The organism is Streptomyces sp. NPDC016562 (assembly GCF_043076955.1).
In the GTDB taxonomy this organism is placed as follows: Bacteria; Actinomycetota; Actinomycetes; order Streptomycetales; family Streptomycetaceae; genus Streptomyces.
This window is the reverse complement of record NZ_JBIBRZ010000002.1, coordinates 367763-384072: the sequence shown is the minus strand read 5'-3', so window position 1 is coordinate 384072 and position 16310 is coordinate 367763. Positions and strand designations below refer to the sequence as shown.

The window sequence follows — 16310 nt, the reverse complement described above, 5'->3', positions numbered from 1 at the left end:
CGGGCCGCCCCCTACGCCGGGTTGGGCGCGGGCCGTGACGGGGCGGGCGTGGGGGGGGTGGTGCTGCGGGTGGTGTCCGGCCGGGGGGCGCCGGGTGCGCCCGGGCGCGCGGCCACCCCCGCCCCCGCCCCCGCCCCCGGCCCGGCGTTCGCGGCGCTGCGCGACCCCGCCTTCCGCCGCGTCCTGTACGCCGCGGCCCTGCTCGGCGCCACCACCATCGGCGACGCCTTCGTCTACCTGCTGCTCCTGCGCGCCCTGGACATGCCCCCCGTCCTGTTCACGCTGCTGCCGCTCGGCGCCGCCGCCGTCTACCTGCTGCTCGCCGTCCCCCTGGGCCGGATCGCCGACCGCACCGGGCGGCGCACGGCCTTCCTGTGCGGCCACCTCGCCCTGCTCGGCGCGTACGCGGTCCTGCTCGCGCCGGTCTCCTGGCCGAGCCTCGTGGGCGTCCTGGCCCTGCTGGGGGTCTTCTACGCCGCCACCGACGGCGTCCTGATGGCGCTGGCCGCGCCCGTACTGCCCGCGCACGGCCGGGCGGGCGGCCTCGCGCTGCTGCAGACCGGCCAGGCACTGGCCCGCCTCCTCGGCGCGGCCGGCTTCGGGGCGGCGTGGACCCTCTGGGGCCCGCGGCCCGCGCTGGGGGTGGCGGTCCTCGCGCTGGCCGGGGCGCTCGCGGCCGCCCGGCGCGTCCTGCCCGCCCTCAGCGCCCCGGCCGCGCCCGCCCGCACACCCGCCCCCGCATCCCCCACGGAGTCGTCGTGAACCTCAGATCGCGGCCGCTGCGGCTCGCCCTCGTCCTCACCGCCGTGCTGCTCCTCGCGGGCGGCTCCCTGGGCTACGTCCTGCACGCGCGGCACCGCGAACGGCCGCCGGGGCCGGCCGCGGCCGACGCCTCGTTCAGCCTCGAAGAACCGGGCCTCTACTTCCAGGACCCGGCCACGGGACGGGTAGCCCGCCAGTCCGGGGAGCAGGGGCCGCGCGTGCCGGGCGGTCCCTCCTGCGACCGCTTCCACACCGCCGGGGAGCACGCCCTGTGCCTGCGCAAGCTGCCCGGCGTCCCGGCCCGCACCGAGGCCCTCGTACTCGACCGGCACTTGCGGGAGGTCCGCCGGGTGACCGTACCGGGCATCCCCAACCGGGCCCGCGTCTCCGCCTCGGGGCAGGTCCTGTCCTGGACGACCTTCACGACCGGCGACTCCTACGCCACCACCGCGTTCTCGACCCGGACCGCGATCCTGGACCTGCGCACCGGCTATCTGGTCAAGTCGATCGAACAGATCCCGCTGACCCTGGACGGAGCCCGCCACCACGACTCCGACGTCAACTACTGGGGCGTGACCTTCGCCCGCGACGACAACCGCTTCTACGCCACCGTCTCCACCGGGGGCCGCACCCACCTCGTCGAGGGCGACCTGCGCGCCTGGTCGGCGAAGGCGCTGCGCGAGAACGCCGAATGCCCCTCGCTGTCCCCGGACGACACCCGCGTCGCCTTCAAGAAGAAGGTCTCGGACGACCCCCGCTCCCCCTGGCGGCTCCACGTCCTCGACCTGGCGACGATGCGCGAACACCCCGTGGCCGAGCTGCAGAGCGTCGACGACCAGGCAGCCTGGCTGGACTCCGCGACCCTCGGCTACGCCCTCCCGGGCCGCGACGGCCGCGCGAGCGACGTCTGGTCGGTCCCGGCGGACGGCACGGGAGCCCCCCGCCTCGTCGTGGCGGGGGGCTCCTCACCGGCGAACGTCCCGTGAGCGGGCTGCCGGTTCAGTGCGCCGGCGTCGTCTCCACGACCTCGCTCGGGCGGACGATGACGAAGCCCTCGCCGCTCAGCTTCAGCTGGACGGCCTCGCCGGAGCCGCCGCGGATCATCGAGCCGACCGACTGGGAGCGGTGCAGGCCCGTCTCCAGCTGTGCGCTCCAGCCGACGACCGCGTCCGTGTCGACGAAGACCGGGGCCTGCGCGGTGACCGGGATGATGATCGGGTTGCCGTCGCAGACCACGGCGAGCTTGCCGGTGCCGGTGAAGACGCTGTTGAAGAGGCCGCCGCCGGTCATGCCGGCGCCCTTCACCATCTTGATCTCGTAGGACAGGCTCGGGTCGAAGCAGAGCACGTTGCGGCCGTTGATGGTCAGCGAGTCGCCCGGCTCGAAGTCGATGATGAAGCAGTTGCCCGCCTGGTGGGCGAACCAGGCCTCGCCCTGGCCGCGTACGGACATGAGCGCCAGGCCCTCGCCCGTGACGGCGCGCTTGAGCATGCCGCCGATGCCCTGGCCCTTGCGCTCGAACTGGAGGTTGCCGCGGAAGGCCACCATCGAACCCTGGCGGGCCAGCATCTCGCCGTTGACGGCGTACTTCACCGACTTGGCGTTCTGGAGGGTCATGCCGGGGGCGACGGCCGCCTGGGCCAGGTTCTCGGACGCGAAAAGATCACTCTTCATGGTTCCGATCTTCGCGCGGGGCGGGCCCCCGGGGCGTCATCCTCAAGGCGGACCCTGGCATCCTTGGCGGGATGAGCAGCCAGCACACGCACCCCGCCTCCGACGTTCCCGCGGTCGGCGCGGACAGCCCGTTCCGGCAGGAGCACGCCCTGCGCGACGAGGCCCCGCAGTTCGTCCTGCCGCTGGTGGTGCGGATCGAGAAGACCGAGCCGCCCGCCCGGACGGACGCCCTGGAGACGGCGGCCCGCGCGGTCCTGATCCTGCTCACCGACGAGCGGGCGCAGGGCGACGGCGAATGGGCCGGCGCGGTCCGCGACTGGCAGGACGCCCGCATCCGCAAGGTGGTCCGGCGGGCGCGCGGCGCGGAGTGGCGCAAGACGCAGACCCTGCCGGGGGTCACCGTGCACGGCGCCGGCGCCGAGGTGCGGGTCTTCCCGCCCGTGCCGCTGGACGGCTGGCCCAAGGAGCTGGCCAAGCTCCAGGTGTCGGGCACCGACCTGGACGACCCGGAGCCGGTCCCCTCGGTCACCGAGCCGGGTCTGCCCGTGCTGTGGCTCAATCCCGCGCTCGACATGTCCGCCGGCAAGGCGATGGCGCAGGCCGGGCACGCGGCGCAGCTGGCCTGGTGGGAGCTGACGCAGGCGCAGCGGACGGCGTGGCAGGCCGACGGTTTCCGGCTGGCCGTACGGACGGCCGCGCGTGAGCGGTGGGCGGAGCTGAGCGGGAGCGGGCTACCGGTGGTCCGGGACGCCGGCTTCACCGAGATCGCGCCGGGGAGCGCGACGGTGGTCGCCGACCACCCGGCCCTGCGGACCCGGCCCTGACGGACTCCCGGGGCCGCCGGGAACCTCAAATGTTGCTCTGAACGTCCCCTCCCGCGGTTGGCCGGGCTCCGCCGGGGCCATGACATCGGCACACGGTGCGGAGAGAGGGGGCGAGGGGACATGAAGCCCATGGCACACCTGGGGGTGGGCATCGGCTGGCGGCCGGAGATCGCGGACGCGGTCGAGCGGCTGCCCGGCCTGGACTGGGTCGAGGTGGTGGCCGAGAACATCTGCCCGGGCCACCTGCCCGAGGCCCTGCTGCGGCTGCGGGAGCGCGGCACGCGCGTCGTGCCGCACGGGGTCTCGCTGGGCATCGGCGGCGCCGACCGGCCGGACCCGCAGAAGCTGGCGGCGCTGGCCGAGCGGGCGGTGGCGCTGGGGGCGCCGCTGGTCACCGAGCACATCGCCTTCGTACGGACGTCCTCGCCGGCGCTGGAGGCCGGGCACCTGCTGCCGGTGCCGCGGACCCGCGACGCGCTGGACGTGCTCTGCGAGAACGTACGGATCGCGCAGGACGCGCTGCCCGTGCCGCTGGCGCTGGAGAACATCGCGGCGCTGTTCTCGTGGCCGGACGAGGAGCTGACGGAGGGGCAGTTCCTCACGGAGCTGGTCGAGCGGACCGGTGTCCGGCTGCTCGTCGACGTGGCCAACCTGCACACCAACCGGGTCAACCGGGGCGAGGACCCGGCCGCCGTGCTGGACGCGATCCCGCTGGAGGCGCTCGCGTACGTGCACGTGGCGGGCGGTGTCGAGCGGGGCGGCGTCTGGCACGACACCCACGCCCACCCGGTACCGCCGGTGGTGCTCGACCTGCTGGCCGCACTGCGCTCCCGGGTGGACCCGCCGGGGGCCCTCCTGGAGCGGGACGACGACTTCCCGCCGGAGGCGGAGCTCGCGGCGGAACTGGAGGCGATCCGGGCGGTGGTGACGGCGGGCGGCCGGGCGGTGGTGACGGCGGGCGACGCGACGAGGTCCGGCGGCACGGGCGCGCCCGACGCCGGGCCGCAGGCCGCCGCGCACCCGGCGGCGGTCGAGCCCGACGCCGGCCCGGAGGCCCACGGCGCCACCGAGGCCGCCCGGACCCGGGTGGCGCTCGGGCAGGCCGCGCTGCTGTCGGCCCTGGTGGCCGGGACCCCCGTGCCCGAGGGCTTCGATCGCCCGCGGATCCGGGTGCAGGCCCGGGCGCTCGCCGCCAAGCGGGCCGACGTGGTGGCCAGGCTGGCTCCGGAACTGCCCGTGATCCTGGGCGGCCGGGACCCGTACCGCGAGGCCTTCCTCGGCTACGCCAAGGGCCGCCCCATGACCGCCGGCTACCGCCGGGACGCGCTGGACTTCGCCGAACACCTGCTGGTCCGCGACCTGCCGGCCGACCCGGCCGCCCGTCGCCGTCTCACCGCCTGGTGGCGCGACCGGTCCGGGGCCACACCGCCCCGCCGGATCGTGCGCTGGGCCCGGGCGCTCACGGGGAGGGCGGCATGAACGTCCTCGCCCTCGTGATCTGGACCGCCGTCATCGTCTCCAGCGTCCTCCTGCTGCGCGGGCTGCGGCGCTCGCGGCCCCCGTCGCACGGACCGTCGTCCCGCTTCCACGACCTGACCGAGGCCGCCTTCGTGGTGGGCGGCCCCGGCACCGTGGTGGACGCCGCGCTGGTCTCGATGCTCGGCGACGGCCGGCTGACGGTCGGCGGCCCGGGCATCGTCGAGGTACGGCCCGGGGCGCGGGCCTTCGACCCCGTCGAGCGCGCCGTCCTCCACGCCCACCGCGAGGGCCGCTCGGGGTGGCTGTACCAGGTGCGCTACGCCGCCATGCTCGACCCGGCCGTCCAGGAGGTCGGCGACGCCGTGGCCGCGCGCGGGCTGGTCTGCCCGCCCGGCGCCGGGCGGACCTGGCGGCGCTGGGGGCTGGTCCAGCTCGTCGTGTGCGCGGTCCTGCTGCCGGTGTCCCTGGTGCTGACCGCCGTGGAGTACGGCCTGGATCCCGGCTACCACGTGCCGTTCATCCTGAAGGTGCTGTTCCCCCTGCTGGGCGGGATCGTGGTGGGCGCCGTCTGCGCGGCCAAGGCCCGCAGCCGGGTCACGCCGGCCGGACAGCGGGCGCTGCTCGCGATGCGCGCCCAGTACATGAACGACGGGACCCCGCACGTGCAGACCGCGCTGTTCGGGCTCCGGGGCCTGCGGGACCCGTACCTGCGCCAGCTGCTGGTGCCCGCCGCACGCAGTACGCGGCTGGCCGCGGCCCAGTCCCGGTCCCGCCACCGGTCCCACTCCTCGGGCGCCGAGGTGGCGGCGGTGGTCTGGTGCGCGGCGGGCGACGGGGGCGGCGGTGCCGCCTGCGGATCCTCGGGAGGCGGATGCTCCTCGGGCTCCGGCTGCGGCTCGGGCGGCTCCGGCTGCGGTTCTTCCGGGAGCAGCTGCGGAGGCGGCGGTTCCAGCTGCGGAGGCAGTAGCTCCAGCTGTGGAAGCAGTAGCTCCAGCTGTGGCAGCAGCAGTTCGAGCTGCGGCAGTTCGTCCAGCTCGTGACGAGTGGACCGTCCTGTGGGCGCCGCATCCGGAGCCCGCACCGGTGTCGCTGGACGACCGGGCAGCAGGCGCCCGCAGGGCGCTGCTGCCGCCAGTCGTCTGAACTTCCGGGCGGGATCTCCGGCTGCGTCGTTTCGGGGGCAGGGCCTCCCGATCCACCGGAGGGGGTCACCTGACGGTGTGGTCTTCCTCCGGTCCTTCCCCCCAGGGGAGGTATCAGGCGAGCCCGGCCACCAGATCGGCGACGGACTTGCGGCGCCCGGTGTAGAAGGGCACCTCTTCACGCACGTGCATACGGGCCTCGGAGGCCCGCAGGTGACGCATCAGGTCGACGATGCGGTACAGCTCGTCCGCCTCGAAGGCCAGCAGCCACTCATAATCGCCCAGCGAGAAGGAGGCGACGGTGTTGGCGCGCACGTCGGGGTAGCCGCGGGCCATCTTGCCGTGGTCGGCGAGCATGCGGCGGCGGTCCTCGTCGGGCAGCAGGTACCAGTCGTAGCTGCGGACGAAGGGGTACACGCTGACGTAGTCGCGCGCGACCTCGTCGGCCAGGAAGGCCGGGATGTGCGACTTGTTGAACTCGGCCGGGCGGTGCAGGGCCATGTTCGACCACACCGGCTCCATCGCGCGGCCCAGCTTGGTGCGGCGGAACAGGTTGTAGGCGGTCTGCAGCTCGTCCGCCGTCTCGGCGTGCCACCAGATCATGATGTCGGCGTCGGCGCGCAGGCCGGAGACGTCATAGGTGCCGCGGACGGTGATGTCCTTGGCGGCCAGCTGGTCGAACAGCTCCTGGACCTCGTCGGCGAAACCGGCGCGGTCCTCGGGCAGGACGTCCTTCAGCTTGAAGACGGACCACAGGGTGTAGCGGATGACCTCGTTGAGGTCCTTCGCCTTCTTCCCCGCGTTGGGAATCTTCTCTGGTGCAGTCATGTTCCTATTGTCCCGTGCCCTGATCAGTGGTCTGTGCCAGGGGTGCCATCTGCGCACCGAGCCCGCCGATCACCGCGTCCACGGCCTTGCCGGCGCTCGCGATGCATGCCGGGATGCCCACCCCGTCGTAGAGCGCACCGCACACGGCGAGGCCCGGCAGCGCGGCGACGGCGCCCCGGATCCGGGCCACCCGGCCGAGGTGCCCGACGGGGTACTGGGGCAGCCCGCCGTCCCAGCGGGTGACGGTGGAGGCGACCGGCCGGGCCGCGAGGCCGACGGCCTCGCCGAGATCGGCGAGGGAGATGTCGACGAGCTCGCCGTCCTCGCGTCGCAGGTCCGCCTCGTCGGCGTACCGGCCCACGGAGGTGCGCAGCAGGAAGAGCTCCGGATCCGCCCCCGCCCAGGCCCACTTGTTGCTGGAGAAGGTGGACGCCTTGATCGTCCGGCCGTCCACGGGCGGTACGAGGAAGCCGCTGGCGCCGCCCTCTCGGACGGCGGCCGGCAGGTCCCGGCGGCGGAAGGCCATCGTGATCAGCGCCATGGAGGCGTACGCGACGCCGCGCAGTTCGGCCGCGGCGGCGGGCGCGAGGGCGTCGAGCAGCCGGGCGGCCGGCCCGGCCGGGGTGGCCAGGACGACGCCGTCGGCGTCGACGACTTCGCCGTCGGCCACGATCCGCCAGCCTTCAGCCGTACGAAGGACCTCGCGGACGGGGGCGCCCGTGACGAGGCGCGCTCCGGCCGAGCGGCAGGCCTCGGCCACCGCGAGCGGGAGCCGTCCGATGCCGCCGTCGAGGCCGGCGAAGACCGGACCGGCCTGCTGGGGCTGCGCCTCGGCCCGGCGCTGGAGCTCCCGCACGCCGTCGCCCAGCAGCGCGTGCGTGCGGGCGGCCTCGAACAGCTGGGGCACGGCGGCCCGCATGGAGATGCGGTAGGCGTCGCCCGCGTAGACCCCGCCGAGGAGCGGTTCCACGAGCCGGTCGACGACCTCGCGGCCGAGGCGGGCGGCGACGTACTCACCGACCGCGACGTCCTCGCCGATCTCGGTGGGCGGCAGTTCGCGCTCGGCCTCGATGCGGGCCAGGCCCTCCGGGGAGAGCACCCCGGAGGCGGCGAGCGGCGCCAGGTCCCCGGGGACCCCCATGACGTGCCCGCGCGGCATCGGCCGCAGGGCGCCGCGGGTCCACAGGTGCGCGGTGGCGGTGGCGGGCGGCTGCAGCGCGTCGCCGAGGCCCACGGCCTTGGCCAGGGCCACGGCTTCCGGGCGGCGGGCGAGCATGGATTCGGCGCCCAGGTCGACCCGGGCCCCGGCGAGCTCACCGGCGTACAGCTTGCCGCCGAGGCGCGGTCCGGCCTCCAGCAGCGTCACGCGGACGCCTTCGGCGAGCAGCCGGTGGGCGGCCGCGAGGCCCGCGATGCCGCCGCCGATGACGACGACGTGCCGGCCCCGGCCCGGTCGATCCGTACGCATGTCCGCTTCGTGCATGGACACATCGTCTCAGACCGATCTCCGAGGCCGGAACGTGACCGCATCGGGACCGGGCCGGGACCGGGGAAGCGAAACCCGCGAGGGGACGGGCGGCGTCGAAACGGCAACACCAGCCGACCTTCGGGGGTTTACACGATGCGTGCACTGCTCGGACACCGATCCGCGGCGGCCCTGACCGCCCTCTCCCTGACGGGTGCGCTCGCACTCACCGGCTGCGGCTCGGACGCGGACGGGGGCCGGTCCGCCTCCGGCGACAAGGCGGTGGTCGCGCCGCAGGAGGGCGGGGCCCAGAACGGCGCCGCCCCGGGCGACGCCGCGCAGGGCAAGCCGGGGGCGGGCGCGGCGGCCCCCGCGCCCGCAGACAAGAACGGGCAGCCGCCCGCGGCCGTGGTCCGCCCGAACGTCATCCGTACGGCGACGCTCGGCATCGAGACGACCGACGTGCAGAAGACCCTCGCGGCGGCCCGCACGGCGGCCGACGGGGCGGGCGGCTACGTCGGCAACGAGTCCACCAAACGCGGCGAGGAGGGCCGGATGACCTCCACGCTGACCCTGCGGGTCCCCGCCGACCGCTACGACTCCGTCCTCACGGCGATGGAGGGCAACGGCAAGCTCCTGCACCGCAAGGTCGACGCGCAGGACGTCACCGAGAAGGTCGCCGACATCGGCAGCCGGGTCGCCTCGCAGCAGGCCAGCGTGGAGCGGGTGCGGGAGATGATGGGCAAGGCCTCGGCGCTGAGCGAGGTGGTGATGCTGGAGAGCGAGCTGAGCCGGCGCCAGTCCGACCTGGAATCGCTGCTGGCGCAGCAGTCGGCGCTCAAGGACCGGACCTCGATGGGCACGATCACGTTGGAGGTCTCCGAGCCGGCCCCGAAGCCGGTGGCGAAGGAGGAGGAGAAGGAGCCCACCTTCCTCGGCGCCCTGCACGGCGGCTGGGAGGTCTTCACGACGCTCGTGCGCTACCTGGTGGTGGCGGTGGGCGCGCTGCTGCCGTTCGCACTGACGGCCGCACTGCTGGGCCTGGGGTTCCGGCTGTACCGCAGGTTCCGCCCGGCGGCCCCGAAGGCGGGCGCGCTCCCGGTGGCGGGCAAGGCCCCGAAGGCGGCCGCGGCCCCCGTACCGGCGGCCCGAGCGGCGCGGACCTCGGACACCGGGGAGCAGATCCAGGACTGAACGCGCGTTCGCACGTAGCGTGTTCGTCATCCGATGGACGGCGGCGAAGGGGCGGTGCGGCGATGACGGCGACGGTCACGACGAAGGCGACGGAACGGCTGGTGGTGGTCGGCGGGGACGCGGCGGGGATGTCCGCCGCGTCCCAGGCCCGCAGGCTCAAGGGGCCGGCGGAGCTGGAGATCGTCGCCTTCGAGCGCGGCCACTTCACCTCCTACTCCGCGTGCGGGATCCCGTACTGGATCGGCGGCCTGGTCGGCGAGCGCGACGACCTGATCGCCCGCAGCCCCGAGGAGCACCGCGCCCGCCACATCGACCTGCGCACCCGCACGGAGGTCGTGGAGCTCGATCCGGCCGGATCCCGGGTGCGCGCCCGGGACCTGGACAGCGGATCCGAATCCTGGACGCATTACGACAAGCTGGTCCTGGCGACGGGCGCCCGCCCGGTCCGCCCCCGCCTGCCCGGCATCGGCGCGCACGGGGTCCACGGCGTCCAGACCCTGGACGACGGCCAGCGCCTGATGACCACGCTGGACCGGGAGGAGGCGCGGGAGCGCACCGGGCGGCGCCGGGCGGTCGTGGTCGGCGCCGGCTACATCGGCGTGGAGATGGCCGAGGCGCTGATCGGGCGGGACTACGAGGTCACCGTCCTGTACCGGGGCGAGCAGCCGATGGCCACGCTGGACCCGGACATGGGCGGCCTCGTGCACAGCGCGATGAACGGCATGGGGATCCGTACGGTCGGCCGGGCCGAGGTCACGAAGATCCTCACCGACGACCACGGCCGGGCCCGCGCGGTCGTCACGGAGACGGGCGAGGAGTACGAGGCGGACGTGGTCGTGCTCGGCATCGGGGTCGAGCCCCGCACCGCGCTGGCCCGCGCGGCGGGCCTGCCGCTCGGGCCGTCGGGCGGCATCCTCACGGACCTGTCGATGCGCGTGCGGGGCCACGAGGACATCTGGGCGGGCGGTGACTGCGTGGAGGTCATGGACCTGATCGCGGGCCGCACCCGGCACATCCCGCTGGGCACGCACGCCAACAAGCACGGGCAGGTCATCGGCTCGGGCGTGGCCGGCGGCTACGCGACGTTCCCGGGCGTCGTGGGTACGGCGGTGAGCAAGGTCTGCGACCTGGAGATCGCCCGGACGGGTCTGCGCGAGCGGGACGCCCGGGAGGCGGGCCTGCGCTTCGTGACGGCCACGATCAGCTCCACCAACACGGCGGGCTACTACCCGGGCGCGGCGCAGATGACGGTGAAGATGCTCGCGGAGCAGCGCACGGGCCGGCTGCTGGGCCTTCAGATCGTCGGCGGCCCGGGCTCCGCGAAGCGGGTCGACGTCGCGGCCGTCGCCCTGACGGCGGGGATGACCGTGGAGCAGGTGGTCAGCCTGGACCTGGGCTACGCCCCGCCGTTCTCCCCCGTGTGGGACCCGGTCCTCGTAGCGGCCCGCAAGGCGGTGACGGCCGTCCGCGCGGCGGGGGCGTGAACCGGTGCGCTCAAACGCCGCGCGGGCTGGATTTTCCAGCCCCGCCGGCGTTCGAGGCGTGGGGTCTGGGGCGGAGCCCCGGAGAACGGTGGAAGGGCGGGGCGGGGAGAGCTCCGCGCAGCGGCCCGGCCCCGAACGGCTAGCGCTGCGTACGGGTGTGGACGTCCTCCACCAGGCGGGTCAGGGCGTCCGGGTCCGTCGTCGGCAGGACGCCGTGGCCGAGGTTGAAGATGTGGCCCTCCAGGCCCTCCGCCGCCGCGAGGACCTCGGCCGTCTTGGCCTGGACCGCCTCGGGGGTCGAGAAGAGCACGGCCGGGTCCAGGTTGCCCTGGAGCGCCTTGCCCGGGCCGACCCGCCGGGCCGCCTCGTCGAGCGAGACCCGGTAGTCGACGCCCACGACGTCCGCGCCGGCCTCGCCCATCAGGCCGAGGAGTTCGCCCGTACCCACGCCGAAGTGGATCCGGGGGACCCCGTAGGAGGCGACGGACTGCAGGACCTTCGCCGAGGCGGGCATGACCGAGCGGCGGTAATCCGCCGGGGCGAGCGCGCCGACCCAGGAGTCGAAGAGCTGGATGGCGGACGCGCCGGCCTCGATCTGGACCTTCAGGAAGGCGGAGGTGATCTCCGCGAGGCGGTCCAGCAGGTCGGCCCACAGCTGCGGGTCCCCGTACATGAGGGCCTTGGTGTGCTCGTGGTTCTTCGAGGGGCCGCCCTCGACCAGGTAACTCGCGAGGGTGAACGGCGCACCCGCGAATCCGATCAACGGAGTGGAGCCCAGTTCACCCGTGAGCATGCCGATCGCCTCGGTGACGTACGAGACGTCCTCAGGGGTGAGGTCGCGCAGCTGTGCGAGGTCCTCGCGGCGGCGGATCGGCTGCGCCACGACCGGGCCGATGCCCGGCTTGATGTCCAGGTCGACGCCGATGGCCTTCAGCGGGACCACGATGTCGGAGAAGAAGATCGCCGCGTCCACGTTGTGGCGCCGCACCGGCTGCATGGTGATCTCGGTGACCAGGTCGGGGCGCATGCAGGACTCCAGCATCTGGGTGCCCTCGCGCAGTTTCCGGTACTCCGGGAGCGAGCGCCCCGCCTGCCGCATGAACCACACCGGGGTGTGCGGCACCGGCTCGCGCCGGCACGCCTTCAGGAAGGCGGAATCGTACGTCTGACTCGGCTGGCCCTGGGGGGTCTCGTTGGCGCTCACGGTCCAAATCTTCGCACGTATGAAGAAGTGCCCGGCAAGGCGCGGGTGTCCCTGCGCCGTACGGGCGCTCGTTCCGCCTAGTCTTCCCGGCATGGCTGCGGCTCAGGGACGATTTTCAGATGGCGCTGACGGTATGGACAGCGCGGAGGAGAGCTCCGTCCCCCTCCCGTTCCGGCGGGCGGTCGACGGCTTGAAGAAGGCTCGGCTGCGTGCGGGGATCGAGATCGACCCCACGAAGCCGCCCCAGAGACTGGCCCCGCACGCCTACGCCCTGGAGGCCGCCGTCGTGGACGGCGAGGACGACCTGGCCGACGGCCGGCTCATCCTGCTCCACGATCCGGCCGGGCACGACGCCTGGCACGGGACCTTCCGCCTGGTGACGCTCGTACGGGCCGAGCTGGAACCGGAGATGGCCGCGGACCCGCTCCTGCCGGAGGTCTGCTGGTCCTGGCTGACGGGGGCGCTGGACGCGCGCGGGCTGACGTACGGGGAGGCGAGCGGCACCGTGACCATGGCGAGCTCGCACTACTTCGGCGGGCTCGCGGAGCGGCGTCCCGCGACGCAGATCGAGATCAGAGCCTCGTGGACGCCGCGCGAGGGAGTGGGCGGGGTGCCGGACACCTCGGCGCACCTGTCGGCGTGGTGCGAACTGCTGTGCCAGATCGCCGGGCTGCCGCCCGTGGGCCCGACGGACTCCGTCACGGGCGTGGTCTGCCTGCCGCAGCGTCGCGGTCCGCACCACAAGTAGGCCCCCGCCCCGCCTTTGCGCGCCGGGCTGTCGCAAGACGGCGTCCGGTGCGGGCTTCTGATCACCCTATGATCGATCGTGCGTCCGAATTGCCCGAATTGTTACTCACCAAATCGTGATCATTCCCTAAAGCCGAGCGGGTGACGTGCCGAAGGAGTCAGTGACCATCCGCACGGTTCGCACCGGCTTCCTTCCCCGAGCCGGCCGTCCCGCCACTCCCCCAGGAGGCCTAGGTGTCCGTTCTTCTCGAGCAGCCCGCAAGCCTGGTCGCCTACCGCCCGAACAAGCCGACGGCCATGGTCGTCGTGGCCGACCCGCGCGTCCGCTCCACCGTGACCCGCCATCTGTGGGCCCTCGGAGTACGTGACGTGATCGAGGCGTCGTCCATCGCGGAGGCCCGCCCCCGCGTCGGCAGCCCGCGCGACATCTGCGTGGCCGACGTACACCTGCCCGACGGCTCCGGCCTGACCCTGCTCTCCGAGACCCGCGCCGCCGGCTGGCCCAACGGCCTGGCCCTGTCCGCGGCCGACGACATCGGCGCCGTACGCAACGCCCTCGCGGGCGGAGTCAAGGGCTACGTCGTCACCGGTACGCGCACCAACATCGGTCTCCCCACCCGGCCCGGCGCCGCCCCCATCGGCGCCGCCGCCGCCCGTATGCACCGCCGCCCCCCGGGTGCCCCGAGCCACCCGGGCGGCTACCGAGAGCTCTCCGGCCGCGAGGTCGAGGTCCTGCGCCTCGTCGCGGAGGGCCAGTCCAACAAGGCCATCGGCGTCTCGATGGGCCTGTCCGCCCTGACCGTCAAGTCCCACCTCGCCCGCATCGCCCGCAAGCTGGGCACCGGTGACCGCGCCGGAATGGTCGCCGTGGCGCTGCGCACCGGGATCATCCACTGAGCGCGGGCCGGCCGCCCCGGATAACCGTCCGGGTCCCCCGCGCGGCTCCCGGCATACCGATCGCGCCCGTCGACGGAACGTTCCGGCGACGGGTGCGGCGTATCCACGGATACCCTTGACCGGTGACCGACGCCCAAGAGACCGCAGCAGACCTGCGCACCACCACCGGGGGCGGCCCCCCGGACGAAGTCGTCAGATCGTCCGATGGGCCGATTCCCCTGCTGGAACCCCGCGAGGGGATCCCTCCCGTGGTCGCCGACGCCGACGCCCTCGCCCGAGTGGTCGCGGCGTTCGCCGCGGGCACCGGCCCCGTCGCCGTCGACGCCGAGCGGGCCTCCGGATACCGCTACGGCCAGCGCGCCTACCTGGTGCAGCTGCGCCGCGAGGGTGCGGGGTCCGCGCTGATCGACCCGGTGGGCTGCCCCGATCTGTCCACCCTGGGCGAGGCCCTGTCCGGTACGGAGTGGATCCTGCACGCCGCCACCCAGGACCTGCCGTGCCTGCGGGAAATAGGCATGGTGCCCACCTCCCTGTTCGACACCGAGCTGGCCGGCCGCCTCGCCGGTTTCCCGCGGGTCGGGCTCGGCGCGATGGTCGAGAGCGTGCTGGGCTACGCGCTGGAGAAGGGGCACTCCGCCGTCGACTGGTCCACCCGCCCGCTGCCGGAGCCGTGGCTGCGCTACGCCGCCCTGGACGTGGAGCTCCTGGTGGACCTGCGGGACGCACTGGAGAAGGAACTGGACCGGCAGGGAAAGCTGGACTGGGCCCACCAGGAGTTCGACGCCATCGCCTCCGCCCCGCCCGCGCCGCCGCGCAAGGACCCGTGGCGCCGTACGTCCGGCATGCACAAGGTGCGCCGGCGCCGGCAGATGGCGGTCGTACGGGAGCTGTGGGAGTCCCGCGACCGGATCGCGCAGCGGCGGGACGTGTCGCCGGGCAAGGTGCTGGGCGACGCCGCGATCGTCGAGGCCGCTCTGGCCCTGCCGGCGAACGTGCAGTCCCTCTCCGCCCTGCCCGGTTACGGGCAGCGGATGGGCCGGCGTCAGCTGGACCAGTGGATGGCCGCCGTGGACCGCGCCAGGGCCCTGCCCGAGAACGAGCTGCCGCAGCCGGGGGCGACCCCGGCCGGTCCGCCGCCGCCGCGCTCCTGGGTGGACAAGGACCCGGCGGCCGCGGCCCGGCTGTCGGCGGCCCGCGCCGCCGTCTCCACGCTGGCGGAGGGGCTGAACCTGCCCCAGGAGAACCTGATCGCCCCGGACACGGTCCGCCGCCTGTGCTGGGAGCCGCCGCAGCGGCTGGACCCCGACGCGGTGGCGACGGCCCTGACCGCCTACGGCGCCCGCCCGTGGCAGGTCGAACAGGTGACGGCGGCCCTGCTGACCGCCCTGGCGGCGACCGCCTGAGCCGCGCGCCGGAAACGTGTACGGGGTCCTCACTGCAAAGGAGTGAGGACCCCGTCCTCGTCCCGGTCGAAGGCGCCGGAGGTCGCACCCTCGACCTTGCCCTGCTTGAGCCAGTGCTCGGACATGGTGTGCACCAGCTTCGACTCGCGCTCCCAGGGCACCTGGTGACTCGCGCAGGCGATCCGGAACATCAGCTTGTCCGGCCCGGGCATGGCCTTGTAGAGCTCGGGCACCGAGAAGTACAGCAGGCCCAGGTCCGGCGAGGTGTTGACAATGGTGTCGTACGCTCCGTACACGAGGCAGACGGGTACCGTGCCGCCGAGCGTCCGGTTCAGCGGGACGGTGGTGGAGTTCCACCCCCACCAGTACGAGTTCCGGATGCGGTTCAGCCCCTCCGGCGCTCCGGCCACCGGGCCGCCCCAGTAGCGGCCGATCGGGTCGGTGTCCATGACCGCCTTCCAAACGATGTCGACCATGTCGTCCTCGCGCTGGTCCGGGCAGTGCAGGTCCCTGTCCCACACGGTTTCGAAGCCGCCTTTCGTGCCGACGGTCATCGGATAGCCGAAGGCGGCTGCCGGAGCGGACACCGGCAGCGGCACGGGTGCGTCGAAATCGGTCCCGGGCGCGCTCGGCCTGCCCTTCGGCGGGAAGATCGGCGCCAGCAGGAAGAGGCTGCGCACCTTGCCGGGGTGCTGGATGGCGTACGGCCCGAGCTGCTGGGCGGCCGCGGAGTAGCCGATGAGGTCGACCTCCGAGGCGCCGGTGATCCCGAGGATGAACTCGACGACCGTGTCGACCTCGTCCCAGTCGCTCTGCGAGTTGTTCAGCTGCGCCGCGTAGTTCGGCCCGCCGGTATAGAGCGCCGGATTCGGATTGGGGACGAGGAGGCCCTGCTGCGCCGGGCTGACGTTGCGCGGGTCGTCCATCTTCGGGCGGGTGGACAGGCCGGATCCCTGGAGTTCCATCACGAAGACGTCGAAGTCCTTCTTCGCCAGCTCGTCAGCCCAGCTGTACTTCTTGTGCGCGAGGTCGAAGGCTGTCAGGCCCGGGACGCTCCGGCCGTGCAGCATGAGGACGGGCCGGCGCGGGCCGTCGGTCGGCGTGCCGTTGCGCTCGCGGACGAAGAGTTCTACGACGTCGCCCTTGTTCGCGGGGATGGTCGAGACGTGGGGCACGTGGTGGTCGGTGACGACGGGTGCGGGCATCG

The 16310-nt window shown here is 73.9% G+C and carries 14 protein-coding genes and 1 pseudogene (1 of these 15 cut by a window edge); 10 read left to right on the top strand and 5 right to left on the bottom strand.

The genetic code is table 11. The features are described from left to right. Together ACF059_RS09605 and ACF059_RS09600 are read left to right on the top strand one after the other, a co-directional pair. Nucleotides 1–762 (top strand): annotated as a pseudogene (locus ACF059_RS09605) (MFS transporter); it begins 788 nt to the left of the window's first position. After that, nucleotides 759–1748 carry a hypothetical protein gene (locus tag ACF059_RS09600; protein ID WP_392053833.1) on the top strand — a complete coding sequence of 330 codons (990 nt, stop codon included), beginning with the start codon at nt 759–761 and terminating at the stop codon, nt 1746–1748. The pseudogene ACF059_RS09605 and the gene ACF059_RS09600 overlap by 4 nt, the downstream one beginning before the upstream one ends. Before the next feature lie 13 nt (nt 1749–1761). On the opposite strand, the gene ACF059_RS09595 is transcribed toward ACF059_RS09600, so the two are convergent. Next, complete coding sequence (locus ACF059_RS09595; RefSeq protein WP_366864277.1) at nt 1762–2436, bottom strand: AIM24 family protein; 675 nt, start codon at nt 2434–2436, stop codon at nt 1762–1764. A gap of 71 nt (nt 2437–2507) precedes the next feature. Here ACF059_RS09595 and ACF059_RS09590 point away from each other — a divergent pair, with 71 nt between their 5' ends. The 3 genes from ACF059_RS09590 (at nt 2508) to ACF059_RS09580 (ending at nt 5779) form a co-directional block, all read left to right on the top strand. Beyond that, the gene (locus tag ACF059_RS09590) at nt 2508–3260 is read left to right on the top strand and encodes an aminoacyl-tRNA hydrolase (protein WP_392053830.1); all 753 of its coding nucleotides are present in this window, start codon (nt 2508–2510) and stop codon (nt 3258–3260) included. Nucleotides 3261–3380: 120 nt separating this feature from the next. After that, the gene (locus ACF059_RS09585; protein ID WP_392053827.1) at nt 3381–4739 is read left to right on the top strand and encodes a DUF692 family multinuclear iron-containing protein; all 1359 of its coding nucleotides are present in this window, start codon (nt 3381–3383) and stop codon (nt 4737–4739) included. Beyond that, nucleotides 4736–5779 carry a TIGR04222 domain-containing membrane protein gene (locus ACF059_RS09580; protein WP_392053824.1) on the top strand — a complete coding sequence of 348 codons (1044 nt, stop codon included), beginning with the start codon at nt 4736–4738 and terminating at the stop codon, nt 5777–5779. The genes ACF059_RS09585 and ACF059_RS09580 overlap by 4 nt, the downstream gene beginning before the upstream one ends. A gap of 216 nt (nt 5780–5995) precedes the next feature. On the opposite strand, the gene hemQ is transcribed toward ACF059_RS09580, so the two are convergent. Together hemQ and hemG are read right to left on the bottom strand one after the other, a co-directional pair. Continuing rightward, entirely contained in the window at nt 5996–6709 is a 714-nt protein-coding gene (gene hemQ / locus ACF059_RS09575; RefSeq protein ID WP_030032685.1) for a hydrogen peroxide-dependent heme synthase, read from the bottom strand. Nucleotides 6710–6713: 4 nt separating this feature from the next. Further along, on the bottom strand, nt 6714–8192 hold the full coding sequence (gene hemG / locus ACF059_RS09570; protein ID WP_392053820.1) for a protoporphyrinogen oxidase: 1479 nt from the start codon (nt 8190–8192) through the stop codon (nt 6714–6716). Nucleotides 8193–8330: 138 nt separating this feature from the next. On the opposite strand from hemG, the gene ACF059_RS09565 reads away from it, so the two are divergent. Together ACF059_RS09565 and ACF059_RS09560 are read left to right on the top strand one after the other, a co-directional pair. Beyond that, nucleotides 8331–9368 carry a DUF4349 domain-containing protein gene (locus ACF059_RS09565; protein WP_392053817.1) on the top strand — a complete coding sequence of 346 codons (1038 nt, stop codon included), beginning with the start codon at nt 8331–8333 and terminating at the stop codon, nt 9366–9368. 62 nt (nt 9369–9430) lie between these two features. Continuing rightward, nucleotides 9431–10852, top strand: coding sequence for an FAD-dependent oxidoreductase (locus ACF059_RS09560; protein WP_392053814.1), 1422 nt, complete (start codon nt 9431–9433; stop codon nt 10850–10852). A gap of 139 nt (nt 10853–10991) precedes the next feature. On the opposite strand, the gene hemE is transcribed toward ACF059_RS09560, so the two are convergent. Next, on the bottom strand, nt 10992–12056 hold the full coding sequence (gene hemE, locus ACF059_RS09555) for a uroporphyrinogen decarboxylase (protein WP_392053811.1): 1065 nt from the start codon (nt 12054–12056) through the stop codon (nt 10992–10994). Between the two features lie 91 nt (nt 12057–12147). Here hemE and ACF059_RS09550 point away from each other — a divergent pair, with 91 nt between their 5' ends. From ACF059_RS09550 to ACF059_RS09540, 3 genes are all read left to right on the top strand, one after another. Continuing rightward, on the top strand, nt 12148–12804 hold the full coding sequence (locus tag ACF059_RS09550; RefSeq protein WP_361940354.1) for a DUF3000 domain-containing protein: 657 nt from the start codon (nt 12148–12150) through the stop codon (nt 12802–12804). Nucleotides 12805–13037: 233 nt separating this feature from the next. Continuing rightward, nucleotides 13038–13700 (top strand): response regulator transcription factor, encoded by a 663-nt coding sequence (locus tag ACF059_RS09545; protein WP_007267191.1) that lies wholly within the window; start codon nt 13038–13040, stop codon nt 13698–13700. Nucleotides 13701–13822: 122 nt separating this feature from the next. Further along, nucleotides 13823–15103: an HRDC domain-containing protein gene (locus tag ACF059_RS09540; RefSeq protein ID WP_392053808.1), complete on the top strand. Its 1281-nt coding sequence runs from the start codon at nt 13823–13825 to the stop codon at nt 15101–15103. 29 nt (nt 15104–15132) lie between these two features. Here the strand turns inward: ACF059_RS09540 and ACF059_RS09535 are convergent, their stop codons facing one another. Further along, entirely contained in the window at nt 15133–16308 is a 1176-nt protein-coding gene (locus ACF059_RS09535) for an alpha/beta fold hydrolase (RefSeq protein WP_392053805.1), read from the bottom strand. Nucleotides 16309–16310 lie beyond the last annotated feature (2 nt).